This window comes from Acinetobacter sp. 243_ASPC, assembly GCF_001054715.1.
Classification (GTDB): domain Bacteria; phylum Pseudomonadota; class Gammaproteobacteria; order Pseudomonadales; family Moraxellaceae; genus Acinetobacter; species Acinetobacter soli.
The window spans coordinates 21,533-43,417 of the sequence record NZ_JVOR01000074.1 but is presented as its reverse complement, the minus strand read 5'-3'; the positions used below and the strand labels follow the sequence as shown (position 1 = coordinate 43,417).

The window sequence follows — 21,885 nt, the reverse complement described above, 5'->3', positions numbered from 1 at the left end:
TTAACGAATCTCTTGCTGCAACAGTTGCGTACGTAAGTTGATCAGCTCGGGAAGGGTTTCCAAAATCAAACTGATCTGTTTGAGCACCAGCATCAGGTTATCGGCGCCTGAGTTGCTTTGTGCCAAACGCTCAATTTCACGCAATTGTTGCTCGATTTGATCGTGAGGTAATGGCTGGTGCTGCTGTAAAACGGCATGCAGCATCTGCTGACATTTTTGCATGAGTGTCAAAATCTCTGGATCCTCCATCTTTTCCCGATGACTCCCTAAAGCCGAAATGTAACTTAACTGACTGTGGCTATAAACCAAGTAGCGAAAAGCCGAATGAATTAATTCGGGGTTCGGGTGTGGCTCTGCACTAAGACTCGAAATCATGGTCGAGAGTTCAATTTGGCTGTTGTGTGCCAAGCGCCGAGCAATCCGGTACGCCATGCTATTATTGCGGCCCGTTTGATATTGCTCAATCACAGAAGAAAAATACGCCACACAGGCTTGGCTACTGTTACGAATATTGTTGGAAATATTGCGAAAATTCCAGTCAGGCCAGATGAAACTGACCGCAAACCAAGCCACGGCACAACCGAGTAAGGTATCGATCACACGCGGTAAAATAATCGCGTAGCCTGCACCTTTTAAATTAAAAATAAGCAACACCATAAGCGTGGCCATACTGGTGGCCAGCGCGTACTTTTTTTGTCTAAGATAAAAGAAAAACACCCCACAGATCACGGTGATCATGAGTTGCCCATCAACGCTGGGAACAAAATACAGGATGGGCAAACCAAATATAACGCCGAGCAGGGTGCCAAGCGTACGTAATCTTAAGCGACTTTTGGTCGCAAAATAAGTCACCTGACAGACAAACAGTCCGGTCAGTAAAATCCAGTAGCCATTTTGCGCAAAAGGCAGCAGCGAGATGAGCGAACCGGCAGCAAACACAAAGGCGATACGCGTGGCATGACGAAATAAGGCCGATTGAGGCGTCAGATGCTGGCGAAACTTAAGCCATAAATCCCGTATGCCATGAATATCGTCATCCAGTAAGTTCAGGTTATCGATATGATGTTGCATCCGCTGTGGATAGGTGGCTTGAAGATCATCGAGGTTACTCAGTTGATCATCCAGATTATGTAAATTCTTTAAAATTAATTTGAGATTTTTCACCTCGATGTTGTGCGGGTTTTCGGCAATCCAGTCTTGCATCGACAGCTCTAGTTGCATCAATGACTGCTTGATTTCAGGTCTAGGCTGATAGGGTTGGCGACTCAGAATGCATTGGCTTAATTGTTCGCAGGCCTGTGCTTGCAGGCGAATATTTTTTTGAATCCGAAAAATCAGATCGCTGCGGCTAAAATTGCGCTGAATTTGCTCATAATGCAAATAGTTGGCGCTGACCTGTTCATGGATGTCTTGTGCGACAAAGTATAAATGTAACCATTGCATACTGTTTTTATTGACCCGCGATGCCTTTAAACGGCTGAGTAATGAACTTTTGGCACTGTTCAGACTTTGCACGGTTTTGCTGTTTTCGAGTGAAAGTTCAAACAGCAACTGCTCAACATTGTCGAGATTATCGGGATCAAATAAGCGTGACTTTAAGGTGAGTACTTGCGATAAATTTTGAAAAATCTGAGCCAGATTGTCTTGCACGGCAAGTGTAGGCTTGATCATAAAAAACAGTACAGAGGTCAGGCCGTACCAAAGCACACCATAAACAAAATACAGAGGTTGCTGATACCAGTGTGTGTATTCTCCTAATCCAAAAAGGGTATAAACAGACAGCAGCACAGTACCAAATGAAATGATCGCATAACGTTGACCAAGTGAACCCAGCAAAATTAAAAAGCCACTCGATAACGACAGGTACACAATAAAAAAAGCGGGATAGGGCGCCAGTAATTCAAGTATGGTACTGACCACAAAAAATAGTACCGACACATACATTAAATTGCGTAAACGAATAGTCAAGCGGTCATCAAAATCGGTGAGGGCGGTTGCAATTGCACCCAGCGTCACTGGAATGATCAGTTCATGTAGACCTAAGCTTCGAAGCCCCAAGGTGGTCCCGAGCAAAACAATAAAAATCTGGACGCAATACACCAGCGTTGCATTAATTTGATAAGACGACAAAAATTCAAAGCGACTGCGCATAAATGTTATAGTTGTTAAGTTTTTTATGTTTGTAGATTGGGCTTTTTTACACAGGCTGTCAATCCGTTTACCGTATCATCGCTACTAGCACGCTCATGTAAAAAAGGAGCCATTTGAAGGCTCCTCTTTCAAACTGCGAACAAGAATGCAGTCATCAACAGCGACTGAAAATCAGAAACTGAAATTAATAACCTACGGTAAAGCGTTCCTGAACATGGTTGCGCTGTTCAAGTTCATCGGCCAATGCAACGGCAAAGTCCTCGGTTGAAATTTTACTGACATCATCGGCAACCAGCAGTTCATCTTTACCCAAACGGAACTCGCCGGTACGTTTACCCGGGCCGAATTCGGCAGATGGCGAAATATAGGTCCAGTCCAGATCGTCAATCTGTTTTAATTTATCCAGAAAATGTCCTGCTGCCTCAGCTTCGGGACGATACGCCTCTGGGAATTCTTCTGTATCGATTAATCGAACATTCTGATGCGGAACATGTAAGCTACCTGCGCCGCCCACCACGATATAACGTTTCACTTTCGATTCGTAAATGGCTTTGAGCAATGCATTAGCATCGAGGCCATGAAAACGCACTGAACTGATCACTGCATCTTGGCCTTTCAACGCATCGACCAAAGCATCGTGATCATTTAAATCTAATGCAACCGCCATAACGCGTTCTGTTTCTGCAACTTTATGAATATCTCGAGCAATTGCCTTAACATAGTGACCGCGTGACACCAACTCTTCTAAAATTCGAGAACCCGCCATACCTGTTGCACCAATTAATGCAATTTTCATATTTTATTCCTCTGACGTTTATAAAATGCACAAAAATAAAAGTGACTGATTCAAAACTATGACAGTTCGTTTTGTAAATCGCGTTCAGTTTATGTCCGTCAGATGTAAATCAAGGTAGTGCTTTGATGACCAAATAGACGCTTGTGTAGCAGTTTTTTCACAGATATACGGGAGTTTAATGAGCAATGTAAATGGTTTTTGTACCCCATCATGTGGATAACTTGATTGTTATCCACACGAACATAAGGAGGCGTTAGAGTTTTGGGTCGTCCAGATTGTCGTAAATCATTGTGGTTTTAGGCATTGGTTCCGGTTCGATATTTTCATGCAGCCATTCGCGCCAGATCGCCAAAAGAACTGCCAAAATGACCGGGCCAATAAAGAGGCCGACCAGTCCAAAGCTGGCAATTCCACCCAATACACCAAACATAATCAGCAAAAAAGGAATTTGCGTCGCGCCAGAAATGACCAGTGGACGAATTACATTGTCGGAGGTGCTGACAATACAAACTCCCCAAAGCATTACCCCAATCGCACCGACCATCTGGCCTTGAGAAAATAGCCATAAGGCCACCGCGCTATAAGCCAGCGGTGTACCGAATGGAATTAACGCCAGCAAGAAAGTGACTAGGGTCAGTACCATCGGGTTAGGGACGCCCGCGACAAAGTAGCTCAGCCCGGCCAAAATAGCCTGTGCCACAGCAGTCAAACCCACCCCATACACCACCGCACGTGTGGTTTCAGAAATCGTATCTAAATAATGATGAATTCGAGGGCCAATCACCATTTCGAGGGCTTTACTCACTTGCGATAAAATCGTTTGACCATCACGGTAAAAGAAGTACAACGACAGCAAAGCAAAGCACAGTTTGACCAGATTTTTACTGATTTCACTTAATACAAAGCGCCCATAGCCCATATGGCTTTGCAGCCAAAGGGTCACGTTTTGGGTAATATTGCTCGGATTGGTGTTGATTTCATTGAGAATACGTACAATTTCCTTACCTACAATCGGTAGGTCACGGACAAAATTTGGTGCGTCCAGATGCCCAGAAAAAATTTGCTGCTGTAACTCAATAAACAGATTGCGCCCTTCATGCTGTAAAATAAACACCGCAAAGGTAAGCGGAACTCCAATCACTAAAATGATAATGCTGATCATGATGGTGGCGGTCAGATTCGGGCGATGTTCACCAAAAAAACGCTGAATCCGTTTGTATAGCGGCCACGTCATATACGCAATAATCGCTGCCCATACCACAGGAACAATAAAATATTTCAGAATGTGAAAACCCAAAAGTAGCAGGATAATCAACAAACCGAATAATAAAGCACGTTGCAGGGTTGGCGCGTATTGTTGCACAGAACTCTCTAAATCATGATGGGCGAGGCCAAATCATATTAACTGAAAATAACTGACTGGCAAATAAACAGTTGGTTTTATTACGTAGCCAAAAATAAAACTGTTTTATCTGTTAAGAACATTGTTTTAGAACCATTTGCTCTTATCTTCAATCAGTGCATCTAGAAGCGGTTGCCACTGTTTTTGCAACTCAATAAAATTCTTCTGAGTTTTATCAAAAATACTTAGACCCTGCATGGCGAGCTGACCGTAGGCACTGCGTTCATTGATCGATGCAATCGGCGCTTGTTCAATCTTGTCAAAAAACTGTTGAATATCTTTACTGCTTGAGCTGTTGGCTTTCATGCGATTGGCCAGCAATAAAATTTCGACCTTGCCCTTACGAATCCGCTTGATATCGTGGATATCTTTTAAAAAGCGCTTGGTGCTATCAATATCAAAAAAAGAGGGTTGTAGCGGAGTGACGATGGCATGTGATTCACTGATCAGATGCAGTGCCTGATCATCTGAAAGCGCGCCCGGTGCATCAATAATTAAATACTCGATTCCTTTGGGCACTTCACCAATCGATTTTTCATGACGCCAGTCCAGACTTTGAATGCCTGCAACATGACTTGGCCGTTGTTTTAACCATTGCCGTGCCGATTTCTGATTGTCGGCATCGGCCAGTGCAACGCGATAACCTTTTTGTGCCAGTGCAGAGGCAAGTGTGATTGCTGTTATGGTTTTGCCACAGCCGCCTTTTTGATTTGCTATAAGTATCGTTTTCATGCCAGATATAAATGCTTAAATTTCTGATTTAGATTAGCATCTTTTTTCGGGAATATGCGCAGACATGACAAAAGTGTTGCGCTTATTTAAAGTGTGGCTCACATTTCAAAACAGGAATTCTTATGTCCATCTGGATGGCAATGCTGATCGGGGTGTGTATCGGGGTGGTAGTGACCACCTTGATTCTTTCAAACAGTCGTAACGGGCGGATTAAAGCCGAGTACGAGCAGTATATTGCCGAGCTTGAACTTGAGCATCAGCAAGCGCTGATTGCAGCACAAAAGCGCAGTGTCAATACCAGCCGAGCGGTCCTGAAAGGCAAAATGGCCGAGCAGTTTGCGCCGATTTTGCCAGAATTCCGTTATTTACCGAGCGATGCGAAATTTATTGGCGATCCTGTCGATTATCTTATTTTTGATGGCTATACCGATTTTAGAGATGGCGAAGGACATGCCGATGATATCGAAGTGATTTTAGTCGATATCAAAAGCGGAGGCGCACGCCTGACCAAAGGACAGCAGGCGATTGCAGAAGCGATTCGTCGAGGACGGGTGCGTTTTGAAACGATACGGATTGATTTTGATGAGGTTTAAATACGACTACGTATTTTACATAGACGGTTACTAAATGATGCTAATTTTTCCATGGGTTTGAGCATAGTATAATCAATATATCCACATGATTTCATTGCATTCCCGTCGAGGTTCTCTATGCGCAAACGCTTACTGATCAGCTTGTGTGCTGCGTTGTGGCTTGGGCAGGCCAGCGCATCAAATTCTATCGAATACAATATTGCCCGTGGCCTTCAGCCCGAAGCAAAAGGACAGGCAATTTCTGTACTAAAACCGTTTTACGGTGATTTTCGGATTTTAGGTTCAAAGCAGTATTTTCATGATGAACAGGCCAAGTTTTCACCCATAGACTATGCTGTGAGCTGGGGCTTGTTTGCACATCCGAATATTGCATCGCAAATCAAGATCAATCAGTATGACCGCTATTTAAACTGGAGTATGCGCACCGTACCCGTGCCGCCCGAGCAGGCCTTAAAAATGGTGTCGAACATGCACATCATTCCTGCCAATCCAACAATTGCCAAACAAATTACGCAGGTTAAACGAGGTGATTTAGTTCGACTCAAAGGCGACTTGGTTGAGGTAAAAGACAACAATCTGGTCTGGACATCATCGTTAGCGCCAGGCGGGGTTGGTGATGGTGCCTGTGAAGTCTTTCGCGTGAGTTCAATCCAATGGATCGAACGTCAAAATATTTAGCTTGAGATTAAAGCATTTGAATTGAACATATCGAGATACTTTATTCTGATAAAAAAACGGCCTATAAGGCCGTTTTTTTAAGGATTAAGATTTTGTTTTGAGCATCTCTTTCCAGTGTCGAAGTTGCTCTTGTGCCTGCAAATAATGCCCTAAACCTTGGGTCATGGGGGCGCTATGTGCGGTACTGCTGGCAGCGGAGGTCTCGGTAGTGCTATAGGCTTTGGCTTGAATATCCCAATACTGGTAAAACAGTCCCTGAATATAGCGGCCTTGTTCGGTCTTTAAATCCAGTGCTTTGAGCATTTGCAGCGCAGAATTTACGGTATCGGCTTTTCGGTTGCGTTCAAACTCAGGCGTTAAATCTCCGCTTTTTTGCAACTTGATCAGTTCTGCTTCCATGTCGCTGTTCATTGCATTAAAGCGTTGTTCAAAATCATCTAGCGCGGCAATATCCTGCGCATCTTGCGGGGTATTCTCAAAGCTTTTAGGTGGTGGTGTTTGAAGCTGCTTCATCACATCCTGCTGCTGTGCGCTAGCTGCGGGTTTCTCGGTGCTGTCGGGCGTTTTATTGCAGGCAGTGAGTAATAGCGAGCCACTTGCGGCAACAATCAGTGCATACACATACGTACGGGTTTTCATTTTCATCACCACTTTTTTAAATTTTTTTAAAGTCATAAACATAGGTTACATAAGGAAAGGTAATTTGGTCGGAAGGTCGTTTTCCAGTGAAGCTAAATATCACGGCTTCAAATTCAGCTTTCAACGCCAGTTGCTCAGCCCCGGGCATGGCCGCAATAAAACTGGTTGAGAGTAAGCGCTGGCTCACCACCTGCTCGACGCTTCCACAGTGCGAATGTGGAAACACATGCGCGCGTTCAAGCTGAAATAATTGCTGATACTCAAATACTTTTTTCCATTCGCCACTGTGATAGCGCGGTGTATCGCCTTCTAAGGGTGCCAAAATATCTGCAATGGCTTTTACCCAAGGCACATGCTCATCGCGCTGATTCCATATCAAGCCCAAATGTCCTTCAGGACGAAGCAGCTGATGCATTTCATTGAGAGTTTCGATATTGGCAAACCAATGAAAAGATTGTGCACACACAATCGCATCAATGCTTTCAGATGCAAGTGGAATGGCTGTGCTGTGTGCCTGAATCGCGATGACATCAGGATGTGCAGCCTGAAGCTGTTGCAACATCTCGCGTATTGGCTCTACAGCATAAATTGCTGAGGTGACTTGTTTGAGGTAGGGAAGAAATTTTCCTGTACCCGCACCCAAATCAATCACACTGGACTGCGCATCAAGCGCCAAGTCTTGCTTGAGCCAGTTCACCACTGCTTCTGGATAGTTCGGGCGCGCATGCTGATACAGTTGTGCAGCGTGACTGAATCCTTGTTGTGCCGTCTGGTGAATCTGATTCATGGTGGCGTACTCGTACGAAGTGAGAGGGCTAACTGCCTTCATTCATTATAGAAAGATCTGCTGAAGTGGTGATTGAAATAGCATTTTTAATACAATTTAATCCGTTCTGAACCAGTTTTCGTTTTAGCATGGCTCTGTGGTATCCATAAACATAAAGCGTGACATGATCCTGATGGATCGAACACCTTGAACCTAATGAGTAGAACATGACCCAGAATATTCCTTTGATTCAGCTGCACGACGGCAATACCTTGCCCGTACTCGGATTTGGTACCTATACCCTAAAGGGGAGCGCAGGCGTCGATACCATGCTGCGCGCCTTGACGCACGGTTATCGTTTTCTCGATTCGGCATTTAACTATGAAAATGAAGGCGCTGTAGGTCAAGCGCTACGGCAGTCGGGTCTGCCACGTCATGAGGTGCAAATCAGCTCTAAACTACCAGGGCGTCATCATGCTTATCCTAAAGCACTGGAAACTATTCAGGAGTCGTTGTATCGCATGCAACTGGATTATCTGGATCTGTATATGATTCATTGGCCTAATCCAGCGCAGGGTTTATATATCGAAGCATGGCAAGCCCTGATTGAGGCGCAGCAACGCGGATATGTGCGCTCGATCGGCGTGAGTAATTTTCTTCCCAAGCATCTGGAAATTTTGCGTCGAGAAACCGGTGTGGTGCCAGTGATTAATCAGGTCGAGATGCATCCTTATTTTAATCAGGCCGAACAGCGTGCCTACGATCAGTCGCACAATATTGTGACCATGGCGTGGAGTCCGCTCGGACGAGCAAATACAATTCTTGAGCATGTCCAATTAAAGCAGATTGCACAGCAGCTTAATCGCTCAGTGGTACAGGTGGTGTTGCGCTGGCATCTTCAACACGGCGTGATTCCGATTCCTAAAGCCACGAGTGATACAAACCAGTGTGCCAATTTAACCATTTTTGATTTTGAATTAAGTTCCGAACAGATGCAGCAAATTGATGCCTTGACCCGTGCAGATGGTCGATTACGCGACCAAGACCCGGCGAGTTATGAAGAATTTTAATGGGTTGTATCTCCCGCTTCATTTCTAAAATGGCGGCGTAACAGGGCAGGCTCAGAGCAGATGGCTTGCCAAGAAATCTGCATTGTGTCATCTTTTGCCCTGTTTTATCTGGCATGCCCTTATAAAATAAGCAATTCACGCTGTAGTGCAGTGGCTTGCCTTAACGCAAAAATGAACATTGGTCATAATTTTCGGTGTATCCATGGACAAACAAATAATTTTTGAAGATGAACATATCCGTGTCATTTTTCTCAAAGGAACCTCAAGTGAACTGGTCATCTCTTTTGGTGATCTGATTACACGGGCCAAAGGTTTGTCAATTAATGCCGAAAAATCCTTAGTCAAATACGACTATAACGTGCTCGGTATCATGCCGAAAGTGAAATCATGGTTTCCCGAAGCATCGATGCAACAGATGATGGAGCAGGTCAATCCGATTTTAGACACCTTTGAAACGGTGGTCGGATATGGCGGCTCAATGGGGGGATATGCGGCCATCAAGTTCTCTGCTTTACTGCGGATGCAGCGCGTAATTGCCTTTGTGCCACAGTATTCGATCGATCCGCAAGTGGTCGAAGACCGCCGATATGCCGAATTTTTTGATGTTAATGTGCATCGCGATATGGAAATTCGTCACGAAGATGTTTGCAGCGATGCCGAATATATCGTGGTGTACGATCCCTACTACCGTGAAGACCGTGAACATTACCTCAAAATCAAGCAGGTGGTACCGCAGCTTTTGACACTGCATTTGCCATTTACCGGGCATGAAGCTTTATCTGTGCTGGCCAGTTCGAGCTTGCTCAACGATTTTATTCGCCATCCGCTCGATCAGCGTTATTTTTATCAGCAGATGCGTAGCGTTAAGAAAAACAGTAAATTTTACTACCGTACCGTCATCCATAACCTGATGTCGCGGCACAGCGCGGCACTGGGCCGGATTTTACGCAGTAATGATTTGCATCTGGACGATCAATATCTCGATGCGAATTTGAAGCAACTGATCACGCGAGTTATGCTCAACCGTCGTCAGGTGACCGAGCAAGATTTACAAAAGCTCGGCATCAAAGTGAACTTGTCGCAGGCCACCAGCAACCAGTTACAAGATCATTTTGGCAATCTGGTGGTGTTTAATCTGATTAGCCACAAGATTGAGTGTTATCCTGAAGAAGCAGTAACTCGTAATAATAAATACTTGATTGCGGTCGAAGCCAAAATGAGCGGCTTGCTCAAAATAGAAATTAATGGCGAGCATTATCTGGTGGTCATGAATGATCGGCGGGTGGCCAAATTATTTAAAGAGCATGAAACGCTCACTCCAGATATGAATCCGATTGTGATTAAAAAATATCCTGATTATTATGTGCTTAGTTATAAAAACTTAAACTTAAGCAGCGATGAGCATGGACTATGTCATTTTGCTGAAGGCTCAGTGGGTGAGCTAGAGAAATTCAGTGCCGTCCAGTAAGTGCATACTATATAAAAAAGGGACGAGATATCGTCCCTTTTTCAATTCATATTCAATATGGCTAAACGCTTAGCGTCCCACACCTACTTGTGTTTGTACGCCAAGATTACGTGGGGATACATTGGCATCGACACCTGCATTGGCATTGATCGATCCGACACGAACCCCCACTTGTGTATTGGCTTTTACGCCAGCGTTTGAGCGCTCTTTTTTCTGATTCGACCAGCGTGAATCTGCACGTGCTTTTTGTTCTGCACGGTACTGGCGCGCTTGTTCACGTTGACGCTGCTCTTCATAACGTGCTTGTTCAACGCCACGTTCACCACGGTCGGTCACACGGTCTGCAACACCAAATGCACGATCAGTCGCATTCACTGCGATATCGCGCGATGCATGAACAGCTTGACCCGCAACACCGAGTGAAGCACCAGTGGCTGTGGTGGCAATATCACGCGTGGTATGCAAAGTAGTACCCACGATGTTGCCTACGCCACTACCTACACGGCCCAGTAAACCACCATTCGAATCAACTTGTGCATTTGCACCTACATTGAGCGCAGCACTCCCCGCGAAAACACCAGCAGAAGCAAGTACGCTCACAGCCAAAACAGCAGATTTGATCATTTTCATTTTTCTGTCCTTTAAAATCACACTCGGCGCAAAGTCGAGCGGTTGACATGTGTATCATATTCAACAAATCGTGATTTGTGTGCGTTCCATCAAAAAAATTACACGCCAAGAACAGCAGAAACGTAGATGCGGAGAAATCGTGAAGAGCAGCAAACAGATCGATTTTATCGTTTGATCAAGGGTAACTAGACAGTATTTATAATCGGCAAGCCTTGATATTGTTCAGACTGAAGCCGTATAAAGAAAGAGCGAATTCGGGTGCTGAGCATCTGTTCAGCAATCCCTTTTTTTATAATATTTACAAAAGAGCAGCATATGAGTCTCAACGCGGCATTTTTAGATTACGGTTCACTCGATATGAATGATCTGGATTTTCAGGCATTACGCGACTGTTTTCAACGTTTTGAACTTTATACAGCCACGACACCAGATCAGGTACTTTCACGCTTACGCAATATCGATGTAGCGATCACTAATAAAGTGGTTCTCGATGCACAAACAATTGAACAATTACCACACTTGAAACTGATTTTAATCTCGGCAACTGGAACCAATAATGTCGATTTAGCGGCAGCCAAAGCACGCGGTATTGTGGTGTGTAACTGTCAGGGCTACGGCACAGCTTCGGTTGCCCAGCACACTTTAACGCTCATGCTGGCGCTGGCAACATCTCTCATTCGTTATGATCGCGCCGTTGCGGCAGGTCGCTGGCAGCAGGCATCACAATTTTGCTTTTTAGATTATCCAATTATAGAACTCTCTGGAAAAACTTTGGGAATTGTTGGTTATGGGGAGTTAGGTCAGGAAGTTGCACGTTTGGCACAAGCCTTTGGTATGCAGGTGCTGGTGGCCAATATTCCCGGACGGCCAGCACATGCAGATCGACTTGCGCTTGAAGAACTCTTACCTCAAGTTGATTTTTTAAGTTTGCACTGTCCGTTAAGTGAACACACCCGACATTTAATTGATGCAGAGGCATTGGCGCGTATGAAGCCTACGGCTTTCGTGATCAACTGTGCCCGCGGCGGAATTGTACATGAAGCCGATTTGTTAGCGGCTTTAAATCAGGGCATTCTTGCTGGTGCTGCAACAGACGTACTGAGCGTCGAACCGCCTACATCCGGGAATCCGCTGCTCGATCACACGCCCGATAATTTGATGATCACGCCACATTCAGCGTGGGGCAGTGTGCAAGCCAGACAGCGGATTGTCGACCAACTGACCGAAAATACATTGGGATTCTTACAGGGTCAGATCAAGCGTCGAGTCAATGTCTGATTAAGGTGTAGCACTTTCACCAAGAGGCGTGGTCACAGCACCCGATGGCGCAGCAGATGACGGTGCTGGAGATGCTGTCGTTGACGGCTGGCTCAGGCTACGCTGTTCAATGGGAACGGTAGCACTTGGGTCACCTGCAACTGCGGCTTTGGTTTGTTGCCATTTTTGTTCGGTATAGCTTTTGGCATTGCTGGCTTTTTGCTGTGCAACCTGAGACTGCTCTTGTCCAAAGTTTTTGGTGTCTTCCCATTTTTCATTGATTTTGGCAGAGGATTTATCAGCACCGCGTTGGATCGAATTGCCAAGACGGTTCAGGTTTTCTCCTGCCTTGTAAGTTAACACTCGAAAAATATTGGGATTATCGCCATACGGTGGCGTTTTGGCATCTGAGGGATTGGATGCTGTGCTGTTTGCTGCAAAGGTCACGCTGGTGATGGTCAGCGCTGGTACGCTCAATGCAAGACTCAGCAGTAAAGGCTTTAACATAAACACGATCCTGTGAAGTTCATCTATCAAGTCTGCTTTATATTAACCAGATCGGCGCCAATAAACAGCTTTTTAGAAAAAAACCTTACAGCTTGCTACACGAGGCATACAGGTGTGAGGAAGAAATAACAGCAGGACTCTGCCCTTAAACACGTTAAGGGCAGAAGAATTGGTTTATTGGCACAGGGCCACGTTTTCTTTCTTAAAGTTGTCACGCAGTGATAGGAAGTTGGCTTGTACGTTTTTATCGTATAAATCGAAAGTCTTAGCGGCACTTGTACCATCTTTGGCAATCACGATAGAGGTTGCCGAAATGAGGGTATTGCCACTAAAGGTCCAGTTCTCGCGTGCCTTACCGGCTTCCATCATCCCGGTAAATTCGATGGTGCATTGATTTCCTAGTTTGATCAGTTTGGCCTTGTTGTGTTTGGTGTCCGGAAAGGCCTTGATATCTTTAACTTCTTCAATCACCCCAACTGTGGTTTCAGGAAGAGGTGGATTACTTGAACATGCAGTGATAGCCAAACAAGTAAATCCCACAAGTGAAAGCGTTTTTAAGTTCATATTTTCAGTCTATGTTGTTGTTCATTTTCTTGAGTATAGCGAACTTTAAACCAGAAGATAAAATCAAAAGCCCGGTTTTTAGCAATTTTTTGTAGAAAATTCCTGCTGTAGCAAAGCTAAAAAAGCATCGCGAGCTTTATGATTTAAGACATTTTGATGCTAGAAAAACTGATTTTGAATCGCGGTCAGATGATCAAACTGATAAGCGCAAAGCTGAGGCAGATTTTTGTATTGCTCATACATGCTTTTGGGAATCAACGACACGCCTGAGCCTGCACTCACGCAGCCAATAATGGTGGCATAGCTGGTAATACTGGTCATCGGGAGTGAAATATTTTTAAGTTTGAGCCAGTCTTCAAGTGCTGCACGATAAGGACAGCCTTCGGTCCACATAAAAATTTCTTTGCCAATCAAATCTTCTTGCGTCGAAATTTCGCCAAGCGATTCGGCCGCAATCAACACCATGTTTTCTTGATAAATCTCAAATTTTTTGAGCAATGGAAATTCAATCGAACCTGCCACAATCGCGCCGTCGATTTTATGCTGGCTCACATCGAGCAGAAGTTGTTTCCATGTCCCTGTGGTGATTTGAATGTTAACCTCGGGATAGCGCTGATGAAATTTAGCGAGTAACTGCGGCAGGCGCGTGGTGGCCGAAGATTCGATTGCACCGATGCGTAATGGTCCTGAAGGCGCAGCATCGAGATGAACACTACGTTTGGCTTCATCGCACAGTGCCAAAATTTTCTGACAATAGTCCAGAAAGATTTCTCCCGACGGGGTGAGCTGTAAGCGCTTTCCATCACGATAAAACAGCGCCGTATTTAATTCTTCTTCAAGCTGTTTGATGCGTGTGGTGATATTGGAGGGCACACAATGTAGTCGAAGAGCGGCTTGCACCATACTTCCTGCCTCGACAATTGTATGAAACATACGAAGTTGACTAATTTCCATGATCATACTTCATTAAAAATGAATGATGCAATCAATATAAGTTAATTTTTCTTAATACAACAGTCCGCTACGCTAAAGCCATCGCCACTTGAGATCACAGCCGAGTCCACCATGGCCATATCACTTTACTCACCACTACGGGTACAGAAATATCCAGTGAAGCTCTATGCTTGTATTGCCTTGACCGTATTGTGCTGGGGCTACTCACCGATAGGTGTACACAGTGCACTGATGGCCTATCGTCCCGAGCAGATTGCACTATTACGATTTATATTGGCGTCGCTATTTTTACTGGTGCTGGTGGCCAAAAAAGGAATTCAACCGCTAAAGATTAAAGATCTTCCTGCGCTGGGTATTCTGGGTATTTTTTCAGTCACCTTGCATCATTTACTGATCAACGCCGGACAGCAATATGTGAGTGCAGTGGCTTCAAGTATTTTAAGCCAATCGATTCCGTTGTTTACCTTACTGATTTCAGCATTTGTGCTTAAACAGCGCATTCAACTGAAGCAATGGGGCTGTATTTTACTCGGGCTTGTGGGCGCTGTACTGGTCATCACAGCGGATCGTGGTGTGGAGCCTCCTAGCTTGTACAGCCTATTCATTGTATTGGCAGCGGTGGCATGGGCAATTTATTTTAATCTATATAAAAAGTTCGCCCTCAATTACGACGTACTCAGCATGATGTGTTATGTCATCTGGTTGGGGACACTGCCTTTATTGCTGTTTAGTCCACATCTGCCGCAAGCGGTGATGGCTGCTTCGTGGCAAGCCAATCTATCCATTATCCTGTTGGGGATTTTTCCGAGTGCATTGGCGCATGTGTTGTGGGGCAGTGTACTGAAAACACTTCCGTTAACTCAAGCATCAAGCTTTTTATATTGTACGCCACTCGTGGCGATTGCACTGGGCCTAATCATGACAGGAGAGAGGCCGTCATTAGGGGTACTCATAGGTGGTGCAATTATTATTATGAGTCTCATCATAATGAACTATATTAAAAAATAGCGCTTAAAAAATGAATAAAATTAATCTAATTATCGTAAATTGACATTTTGTCTAAAAAATAACAACACGGCGTCATTGTGCCTGGCTTCCGTTTTGTTAGGCTGATCTCTTCAAAATAAAAAAATAATATGAAGGATTCATATGACGAAGGATGAAACAAAACGATTAGACCGCGGATTTTTAGGACATCCCAAACCGCTGCAAGGGTTGTTTTTGACCGAGCTTTGGGAACGCTTTTCCTACTATGGGATCCGACCACTGCTGATTTTGTATATGTCGGCTATGGTGACTCAAGGTGGACTTGGGCTTCAACGTACCGATGCAGCGGCGATTGTCGGCTTATTTGCTGGATGTATCTATCTGTTTACCTTGGTCGGTGGCTGGCTGTCCGACCATTGGTTGGGTCAAGAGCGTGCGGTATGGTACGGCTCAGTGATCATTGCACTGGGGCATTTATCAATTGCACTCACCGCATGGTTTTCAACCGTGTTTTTTTATTTAGGGCTGGTGCTGCTGGTGATTGGTTCGGGTTTATTTAAAACCTGTATTTCGGTGATTGTGGGCACACTTTATCAGGCACAAGATCAGCGTCGTGATGCGGGATTTTCCATTTTCTATATGGGAATTAATCTCGGCGCATTTCTGGCACCTCTCGTCACTGGATTGCTCTTACAACGGTACGGTTGGCATGTCGGCTTTGGTATTGGCGGTATCGGTATGTTGATTTCCCTGCTGATTTTTCGTTGTTTGGCTATGCCACAGGTACGCCAATTGAACCAGAATATGCCTGTGCAAAGCTCGGTACTGCGTGATCCTGCCAAAATTCGTAAGATTAAGCAGGGTCTTAGCCTAGTCGCTGTGTTACTTATAGCTGGATTTTTTTCCCTCTATCGAGGTTGGATCGTGATTCAGCCTGTGGTGATCGTGGAGTATTTCGCCTTAAGTATATTGGCGATTGTGACGGTCTATTTTGCCTATTTATTTTTGTTTCATCGTTTAAATCGTATTGAAAAAACCAAACTACTGATCTGTTTTATTTTGTTTTTGGCCGCCACATTATTTTGGGCTGTCTTTGAGCAACAGCCCACTTCATTAAATCTTTTTGCATTGGATTATACCGAGCGTCATATCGGTGGCTTTGAAATTCCGGTGGTTTGGTTTCAATCAATTAATGCCATCTTTATTATTATTTTCGCACCACTGGCGGCATGGTTATGGATCACGCTGGCACGACGCCAACAAGAGCCAGGCTATTTAGCCAAGTTTAGTCTGGCCTTAGTTTTTGCAGCATTTGGCTTTCTGGTGATGATTCTGGCTGCCCAGCAAGTACTGCATCATGGCGGTTTAGTATCGCCGTTCTGGCTTATCGGATGTTTGCTGTTCATGACATGGGGCGAGCTATGTTTAAGCCCTGTCGGCTTGTCGGCCATGACTCGTCTGGCGCCGAAAGGTTTGTCTGGGCAAATGATGGGCATTTGGTTTACTGCTACAGCGATGGGCAATCTGGTGGCAGGCTGGATTGGTGGTCATGTTTCTGGTCAACAACTGCACCAGTTACCGCCGTTATTTTCAAAATGTGTGGTAATTTTATTGATTGGCGCAGCCGTGATTGCGCTGTTACGAAAACCGATTCACCGTTTGATGCAGCATCAACACGAATATCAGCAAGGGTAAGGTCATGCAGATTCAACAACTCAGTGCACAGTACCGTTTGGCACAATTACGGGAGCAGATGCAACAGCATGCTATAGATGCCTACCTGATTCCCAGTGCCGATCCGCATATGTCGGAATATTTACCAGAACACTGGCAAAGCCGCAGCTGGCTTTCTGGTTTTACCGGTTCGGTGGGAACCCTGGTGGTGATAGCCACTGAAGCGGGTTTGTGGGTGGACGGCCGTTACTGGGTACAAGCCGCGCAGCAGCTTGCGGGCAGTGGCATTGTATTGCAAAAACAAACGCCAGATCCGCGTACTTCCTATGTGACTTGGCTGAGCCAACACTTGCCTGAGGGTGCACATATTGCGATGGATGGTGAAGTCACCTCACTCCAATTATTCGAGCAACTCAACACAGCGCTCGGAGCAAACTATCGTCTGAGTACCGATCTGGATTTAATTGATCGTATCTGGACGGATCGGCCTGTGTTGCCCTGCGCTGCGCTATATGCATTGCCTGAGCAGGTCATTACACAGTCACGACAGGAAAAAATCGCTGCAATTCGTGAGCAGATGACACAAAAACAGTGTCAGCATCATTTCATATCTGCATTGGATGATATTGCTTGGATCTTGAATTTACGTGGTGCCGATGTCGAGTTTAATCCGGTTTTTTTGGCACACTTATATCTCGATGATGATCAAACCTTCATTTTGTTTATCGATGATGCCAAGCTGTCGAGCGAGATCAAAGCCAGCTTGATCCGCGATGGCCTGCAAATTATGCCTTATACCGCCACCAAAGAGGTATTGAGCCAGCTCAAGGCAGGCACATTGTTGATCGATGCAGCGAAAATATCGGTTGCCCACGTTCAGGCCTGTCCGGCACAGATCAAGCGCAAGATCGACCTGAATCCGAGTAGTCTGTTTAAAGCCCAGAAAACACCTATCGAAATTGAGCGGATGCGCCAGACCATGGTCAAAGATGGTGTTGCATTGGCACATTTTTTTGCTTGGCTAGAGCAGGCTTTGGCCGAGCAGCAGCCAATTACAGAGCTCACGATTGATGAACGTCTTACCCAGTTTCGTCAGCAGCAATCTGGATTTTTAGGGCTGAGTTTTGCCACCATTGCAGGATTCAATCAAAATGGTGCCTTGCCACACTATCGTGCCACAAACAGTTCATTTGCCCAGATTCAAGGTCAGGGCTTATTGTTGATCGATTCAGGTGGCCAATATCAGACAGGTACCACGGATATTACCCGTGTGGTGCCGATTGGGTCACCCACACCCGCGCAATGCCGCGACTATACTTTGGTGTTAAAGGCACATATTGCACTTGCGCAGACCGTATTTCCTGAAGGGATTGCAGCACCTTTACTCGACAGTATTTGTCGAAAAGAATTATGGCAGGCGCAACTGGATTATCGTCATGGCACGGGTCACGGCGTTGGCTTTGCGTTAAATGTGCATGAAGGCCCGCAAGTACTGTCTTACTATGCGCCAATCACGCCCTATTCGGGTATGAAAGCAGGCATGATCACCTCCAATGAGCCGGGACTTTACCGCGAGGGGCAATGGGGGATTCGACTTGAAAACTTAGTGGTGAATCAGCCTATGGCCGATGCCCAGTCGGACTATGGTAACTTTCTTTATTTTGAGACACTGACGCTATGTCCGTTTGATGATCGTTGTATTGATATGGCATTGCTCAATGAATCCGAGCGCCGCTGGCTCAATGATTATCATACCTTGGTGTGGGAAAAACTTTCACCTCATCTGACTGGCTCAGCGAAAGACTGGTTACAGCGGATGACGCAGCAGCAATAAAAAAAGCCATGTTTTTATCAGATAAAAACATGGCTTTAATTACAAAGTAGGAATTAACCCTGCAATACACTCACATCCGCAACCGCAGTAAATAAGTGACGCAACTGTGCCAACAAACGTAAACGGTTGGCTTTTAACTCTGCATCATCAGCCATTACCATCACGCCATCAAAGAAGGCATCAATCGGTGCGCGAAGTGCGGCAAGTTTAGACAGTGCAGCAGTGTAGTCTTTTGCTGCAAGTAATGGCTCAACCACAGGCGTGACGGCTTGAAGCTCAGCAAATAATGCTTTTTCTGCATCTTCTACTAAATTGGCTTCAACGACTGCACCTTCTGGTGCCGCTTCTTTGGCAAGAATATTCGCCACGCGTTTATTTGCAGCAGCCAGTGCTGCCGCTTCTGGCAAGGCACGGAAGTGGTTGACCGCATTCACGCGCTTATCAAAATCGAGTGGTGATTTTGGTGCCAGTGCTTGAACGGCTTGAAGTACGTCAACGGCAACGCCTTGGTCTTCATATTTGGCACGGTAACGACCTTCCAAGAAAGCCACTGCATCAGTACGGGTTTTATCGTGATCTTTGACGATATCGCCATAGCCTTGAAGTGCAAGATTGACCAATTCTTCAATGGTCACGTTCAATTCATTTTCAATGATTAAACGCAAGATCCCAATAGCAGAGCGACGAAGTGCAAACGGGTCTTTCGAGCCTGTAGGCGCTTGCCCAATACCAAAAATACCCACCAGCGTATCCAAACGGTCTGCAAGGGCAACCGTGGTACCGGTTTTAGTTTTAGGTAAAACATCACCGGCAAATTTTGGTAAATATTGCTCACCTAACGCTTCTGAAACCTCAGTGTTTTCACCTTCAATACGCGCATAGTAAGTACCCGCAATTCCTTGAAGTTCTGGGAACTCGCCCACAAGTTCAGAGGTTAAGTCGCATTTTGCAAGTAATGCTGCTTTTTCAGCATCAGCTGGGTTTGCATTCGTAATTGAAGATAATGCAACAGCAAGTTTGGCAATACGTGTTGATTTGTCCCAAAGCGTACCAAGCTGTGCTTGGAATACCATATTGGCCAGCTTTTCCTTACGAGACGCAAGCGGTTGCTTTTGATCTTGTAAGAAGAAGAACTCAGCATCAGACAAACGAGGACGAACAACTTTTTCATTACCTTCAATAATTTGTGTCGGATCTTTTGACTCAATATTCGATACTGTAATGAAGTAAGGCTGTAATTTACCTTCCGCATTGATCAAACAGAAATACTTCTGGTTGTCTTGCATGGTGGTAATCAGTGCTTCTTGAGGAACAGCTAAGTAGCGTTCTTCAAAGGTTGCACGTAAAGCGACAGGCCATTCAACGAGGCTTGTTACTTCATCAAGTAAGTCGGCTGGAACAATTGCAGTCGCATTCACTTCATCAGCTAACTTTTTCACTTGCTCTTGAATGGTTGTCTGACGCTTTTCAAAGTTCGCAACAACGTACGCTTTTTCGAGTGCAGCTAAATAGTCATTGGCATGCGCTAAAGTTACAGCCTCAGGTGCATGGAAACGATGACCATAAGTCACATTACCCGCTTGGTGATCTTGAATAGTGGCGTCAACCACTTGATCATCTTTAAGCAACACCACCCATTTCACTGGACGTACAAACTCGGTACGGCTTGCCGCAGAGCGCATACGCTTGGCAATCGGTAAATTATCTAAGGCTGTTTGTAAAATCTGTGGCAGTAACGCGTCTAGGCTTTGACCTTTGACGTCTTTTAGGTAGCAGACCTTCTCGACTTTACCCGCTTGAAAAGTACTGACTTGATCGGCGCTAATGCCCTGACCACGCATAAAGCCTTCAAGTGCTTTAGTTGGTTTGCCTTCTGCATCGTAAGCCGCCTGAACAGCTGGGCCATCAAAACGTTTTTGTGTGTCTGCTTGTGCGGCATCGACATCAATAATTTTCAGCGCTAAACGACGTGGTGCTGCATACGCTTCAATGGCAGCGAAGTTTAGACCAGCATCTTTTAAGCCTTTTTCTGTTTCTGCTTTTAAGGCATCACGTAAAGTTTTTAAGCTTTTTGGTGGAAGCTCTTCGCAGCCAAGTTCGAATAAAACAGTATGTTTGCTCATTATTTACTCTCCTTGGCTTTTTCAGCTTGAGCTGCTTCACTTTCCGCTTGTGCTTTTAACTGTGCCAATACTTCATCACGTAAATGTGGTTCAGCCATTGGGAAGCCAAGTTCTGCGCGCGCTTGTACATAGCTTTGTGCAATCGCACGAGCCAGTGTACGTACACGTAAAATATAACGCTGACGTTCAGTGACTGAAATCGCGCCGCGTGCATCGAGCAAGTTAAAGGTATGCGACGCTTTAACGACTTGTTCATAAGCAGGCAAGGAGAGTTTTGCGTCAATTAAGCGATTCGCTTCAGACTCGTAAAAATCGAACAATTCAAACAGTTTGTCTACAGGCGCATATTCGAAGTTATAAGTTGATTGCTCAACTTCATTTTGATGGAACACATCGCCATAAGTCACTGTACCAAATTGGCCTTTGGTCCAGACCAGATCATAGACTGAATCGACACCTTGCAGATACATAGCAAGACGCTCAAGGCCATAGGTGATTTCACCCGTGACAGGATAGCATTCGATGCCACCGACTTGCTGGAAGTAGGTAAATTGTGTCACTTCCATACCGTTGAGCCACACTTCCCAGCCTAAACCCCAAGCGCCAAGCGTTGGCGATTCCCAGTTGTCTTCGACAAAACGGATATCGTGAGTCAGCGTATCAATGCCAATCGCTTTGAGCGAGTCGAGATAAAGCTGTTGAATATTGTCTGGATTTGGCTTAAGCACCACCTGAAACTGATAGTAGTGCTGCAAACGGTTTGGGTTTTCGCCATAACGGCCGTCTTTTGGACGACGAGAAGGTTGAACATACGCCGCATTCCATGTCTCAGGTCCGAGCGCACGTAAGAAAGTTGCAGTATGAAATGTGCCTGCGCCCATTTCCATATCGTAAGGCTGGAGAACCACACAGCCTTGTTCGGCCCAGTAATTTTGTAGGGCAAGAATCAAGCCCTGAAAGGTATCAATATGAGAGATGGCGCGACTCATGTGCATCCACTAATTTATGCGAAAAAATTGTTCATAAGTATAAGGATTTTGCAGGGGAGTGGCAAAGGTTC

The 21,885-nt window shown here is 45.2% G+C and carries 19 protein-coding genes and 1 pseudogene; 8 read left to right on the top strand and 12 right to left on the bottom strand.

Annotated features, from left to right (window positions below):
• The 4 genes from yccS to ADA42_RS07575 form a co-directional block, all read right to left on the bottom strand.
• Positions 1 to 2,151, bottom strand: a complete 2,151-nt coding sequence (gene yccS / locus ADA42_RS07590; RefSeq protein ID WP_048764451.1) for a YccS family putative transporter — start codon at positions 2,149 to 2,151, stop codon at positions 1 to 3.
• 184 nt (positions 2,152 to 2,335) lie between these two features.
• Positions 2,336 to 2,947 (bottom strand): NAD(P)-dependent oxidoreductase, encoded by a 612-nt coding sequence (locus ADA42_RS07585; RefSeq protein WP_004934372.1) that lies wholly within the window; start codon positions 2,945 to 2,947, stop codon positions 2,336 to 2,338.
• Positions 2,948 to 3,200: 253 nt separating this feature from the next.
• Entirely contained in the window at positions 3,201 to 4,310 is a 1,110-nt protein-coding gene (locus ADA42_RS07580; RefSeq protein ID WP_004934373.1) for an AI-2E family transporter, read from the bottom strand.
• Positions 4,311 to 4,436: 126 nt separating this feature from the next.
• Complete coding sequence (locus ADA42_RS07575) at positions 4,437 to 5,081, bottom strand: ParA family protein (RefSeq protein WP_048764450.1); 645 nt, start codon at positions 5,079 to 5,081, stop codon at positions 4,437 to 4,439.
• 122 nt (positions 5,082 to 5,203) lie between these two features.
• On the opposite strand from ADA42_RS07575, the gene ADA42_RS07570 reads away from it, so the two are divergent.
• Both ADA42_RS07570 and ADA42_RS07565 read left to right on the top strand, forming a co-directional pair.
• Entirely contained in the window at positions 5,204 to 5,674 is a 471-nt protein-coding gene (locus ADA42_RS07570) for a Holliday junction resolvase-like protein (RefSeq protein ID WP_025095699.1), read from the top strand.
• Positions 5,675 to 5,791: 117 nt separating this feature from the next.
• The gene (locus tag ADA42_RS07565) at positions 5,792 to 6,352 is read left to right on the top strand and encodes a hypothetical protein (RefSeq protein ID WP_004934380.1); all 561 of its coding nucleotides are present in this window, start codon (positions 5,792 to 5,794) and stop codon (positions 6,350 to 6,352) included.
• 84 nt (positions 6,353 to 6,436) lie between these two features.
• Here the strand turns inward: ADA42_RS07565 and ADA42_RS07560 are convergent, their stop codons facing one another.
• Complete coding sequence (locus tag ADA42_RS07560) at positions 6,437 to 6,991, bottom strand: hypothetical protein (protein ID WP_228137566.1); 555 nt, start codon at positions 6,989 to 6,991, stop codon at positions 6,437 to 6,439.
• A gap of 16 nt (positions 6,992 to 7,007) precedes the next feature.
• Positions 7,008 to 7,778: a class I SAM-dependent methyltransferase gene (locus tag ADA42_RS07555; protein ID WP_048764448.1), complete on the bottom strand. Its 771-nt coding sequence runs from the start codon at positions 7,776 to 7,778 to the stop codon at positions 7,008 to 7,010.
• A 206-nt stretch (positions 7,779 to 7,984) separates the two neighbouring features.
• Between ADA42_RS07555 and ADA42_RS07550 the strand changes: the two genes are divergently transcribed.
• Positions 7,985 to 8,827, top strand: coding sequence for an aldo/keto reductase (locus tag ADA42_RS07550; protein WP_048764446.1), 843 nt, complete (start codon positions 7,985 to 7,987; stop codon positions 8,825 to 8,827).
• A 202-nt stretch (positions 8,828 to 9,029) separates the two neighbouring features.
• Entirely contained in the window at positions 9,030 to 10,295 is a 1,266-nt protein-coding gene (locus ADA42_RS07545; protein ID WP_048764445.1) for a hypothetical protein, read from the top strand.
• A gap of 69 nt (positions 10,296 to 10,364) precedes the next feature.
• Here ADA42_RS07545 and ADA42_RS07540 read toward each other — a convergent pair whose 3' ends face one another.
• Positions 10,365 to 10,925, bottom strand: coding sequence for a hypothetical protein (locus ADA42_RS07540; protein ID WP_004945091.1), 561 nt, complete (start codon positions 10,923 to 10,925; stop codon positions 10,365 to 10,367).
• Between the two features lie 315 nt (positions 10,926 to 11,240).
• Here ADA42_RS07540 and ADA42_RS07535 point away from each other — a divergent pair, with 315 nt between their 5' ends.
• Positions 11,241 to 12,203 (top strand): 2-hydroxyacid dehydrogenase, encoded by a 963-nt coding sequence (locus tag ADA42_RS07535; protein ID WP_048764444.1) that lies wholly within the window; start codon positions 11,241 to 11,243, stop codon positions 12,201 to 12,203.
• Here the strand turns inward: ADA42_RS07535 and ADA42_RS07530 are convergent, their stop codons facing one another.
• From ADA42_RS07530 to ADA42_RS07520, 3 genes and pseudogenes are all read right to left on the bottom strand, one after another.
• On the bottom strand, positions 12,204 to 12,689 hold the full coding sequence (locus ADA42_RS07530; RefSeq protein WP_004934400.1) for a hypothetical protein: 486 nt from the start codon (positions 12,687 to 12,689) through the stop codon (positions 12,204 to 12,206).
• A 174-nt stretch (positions 12,690 to 12,863) separates the two neighbouring features.
• Positions 12,864 to 13,253 (bottom strand): hypothetical protein, encoded by a 390-nt coding sequence (locus ADA42_RS07525; RefSeq protein ID WP_004934404.1) that lies wholly within the window; start codon positions 13,251 to 13,253, stop codon positions 12,864 to 12,866.
• A 78-nt stretch (positions 13,254 to 13,331) separates the two neighbouring features.
• Positions 13,332 to 14,207, bottom strand: a pseudogene (locus tag ADA42_RS07520) (LysR family transcriptional regulator).
• A 111-nt stretch (positions 14,208 to 14,318) separates the two neighbouring features.
• Here ADA42_RS07520 and ADA42_RS07515 point away from each other — a divergent pair.
• The 3 genes from ADA42_RS07515 (at position 14,319) to ADA42_RS07505 (ending at position 18,702) form a co-directional block, all read left to right on the top strand.
• On the top strand, positions 14,319 to 15,215 hold the full coding sequence (locus tag ADA42_RS07515; RefSeq protein WP_048764443.1) for a DMT family transporter: 897 nt from the start codon (positions 14,319 to 14,321) through the stop codon (positions 15,213 to 15,215).
• A gap of 141 nt (positions 15,216 to 15,356) precedes the next feature.
• Positions 15,357 to 16,889 carry a peptide MFS transporter gene (locus tag ADA42_RS07510; RefSeq protein WP_048764441.1) on the top strand — a complete coding sequence of 511 codons (1,533 nt, stop codon included), beginning with the start codon at positions 15,357 to 15,359 and terminating at the stop codon, positions 16,887 to 16,889.
• Between the two features lie 4 nt (positions 16,890 to 16,893).
• Positions 16,894 to 18,702 (top strand): aminopeptidase P family protein, encoded by a 1,809-nt coding sequence (locus ADA42_RS07505; RefSeq protein WP_048764440.1) that lies wholly within the window; start codon positions 16,894 to 16,896, stop codon positions 18,700 to 18,702.
• A gap of 53 nt (positions 18,703 to 18,755) precedes the next feature.
• Here the strand turns inward: ADA42_RS07505 and glyS are convergent, their stop codons facing one another.
• Entirely contained in the window at positions 18,756 to 20,825 is a 2,070-nt protein-coding gene (gene glyS / locus ADA42_RS07500) for a glycine--tRNA ligase subunit beta (RefSeq protein WP_048764439.1), read from the bottom strand.
• Complete coding sequence (gene glyQ / locus ADA42_RS07495; RefSeq protein ID WP_025095686.1) at positions 20,825 to 21,814, bottom strand: glycine--tRNA ligase subunit alpha; 990 nt, start codon at positions 21,812 to 21,814, stop codon at positions 20,825 to 20,827. The genes glyS and glyQ overlap by 1 nt, the downstream gene beginning before the upstream one ends.
• Positions 21,815 to 21,885: the final 71 nt, after the last annotated feature.

What these genes read in the sequence shown, in the direction of transcription:
- yccS (WP_048764451.1), bottom strand. Translation starts at nt 2,151, where the DNA reads ATGCGCAGTCGCTTTGAATTTTTGTCGTCTTATCAAATTAATGCAACG.
- ADA42_RS07585 (WP_004934372.1), bottom strand. Translation starts at nt 2,947, where the DNA reads ATGAAAATTGCATTAATTGGTGCAACAGGTATGGCGGGTTCTCGAATT.
- ADA42_RS07575 (WP_048764450.1), bottom strand. Translation starts at nt 5,081, where the DNA reads ATGAAAACGATACTTATAGCAAATCAAAAAGGCGGCTGTGGCAAAACC.
- ADA42_RS07570 (WP_025095699.1), top strand. Translation starts at nt 5,204, where the DNA reads ATGTCCATCTGGATGGCAATGCTGATCGGGGTGTGTATCGGGGTGGTA.
- ADA42_RS07565 (WP_004934380.1), top strand. Translation starts at nt 5,792, where the DNA reads ATGCGCAAACGCTTACTGATCAGCTTGTGTGCTGCGTTGTGGCTTGGG.
- ADA42_RS07560 (WP_228137566.1), bottom strand. Translation starts at nt 6,991, where the DNA reads ATGAAAACCCGTACGTATGTGTATGCACTGATTGTTGCCGCAAGTGGC.
- ADA42_RS07555 (WP_048764448.1), bottom strand. Translation starts at nt 7,778, where the DNA reads ATGAATCAGATTCACCAGACGGCACAACAAGGATTCAGTCACGCTGCA.
- ADA42_RS07550 (WP_048764446.1), top strand. Translation starts at nt 7,985, where the DNA reads ATGACCCAGAATATTCCTTTGATTCAGCTGCACGACGGCAATACCTTG.
- ADA42_RS07545 (WP_048764445.1), top strand. Translation starts at nt 9,030, where the DNA reads ATGGACAAACAAATAATTTTTGAAGATGAACATATCCGTGTCATTTTT.
- ADA42_RS07540 (WP_004945091.1), bottom strand. Translation starts at nt 10,925, where the DNA reads ATGAAAATGATCAAATCTGCTGTTTTGGCTGTGAGCGTACTTGCTTCT.
- ADA42_RS07535 (WP_048764444.1), top strand. Translation starts at nt 11,241, where the DNA reads ATGAGTCTCAACGCGGCATTTTTAGATTACGGTTCACTCGATATGAAT.
- ADA42_RS07530 (WP_004934400.1), bottom strand. Translation starts at nt 12,689, where the DNA reads ATGTTAAAGCCTTTACTGCTGAGTCTTGCATTGAGCGTACCAGCGCTG.
- ADA42_RS07525 (WP_004934404.1), bottom strand. Translation starts at nt 13,253, where the DNA reads ATGAACTTAAAAACGCTTTCACTTGTGGGATTTACTTGTTTGGCTATC.
- ADA42_RS07515 (WP_048764443.1), top strand. Translation starts at nt 14,319, where the DNA reads ATGGCCATATCACTTTACTCACCACTACGGGTACAGAAATATCCAGTG.
- ADA42_RS07510 (WP_048764441.1), top strand. Translation starts at nt 15,357, where the DNA reads ATGACGAAGGATGAAACAAAACGATTAGACCGCGGATTTTTAGGACAT.
- ADA42_RS07505 (WP_048764440.1), top strand. Translation starts at nt 16,894, where the DNA reads ATGCAGATTCAACAACTCAGTGCACAGTACCGTTTGGCACAATTACGG.
- glyS (WP_048764439.1), bottom strand. Translation starts at nt 20,825, where the DNA reads ATGAGCAAACATACTGTTTTATTCGAACTTGGCTGCGAAGAGCTTCCA.
- glyQ (WP_025095686.1), bottom strand. Translation starts at nt 21,814, where the DNA reads ATGAGTCGCGCCATCTCTCATATTGATACCTTTCAGGGCTTGATTCTT.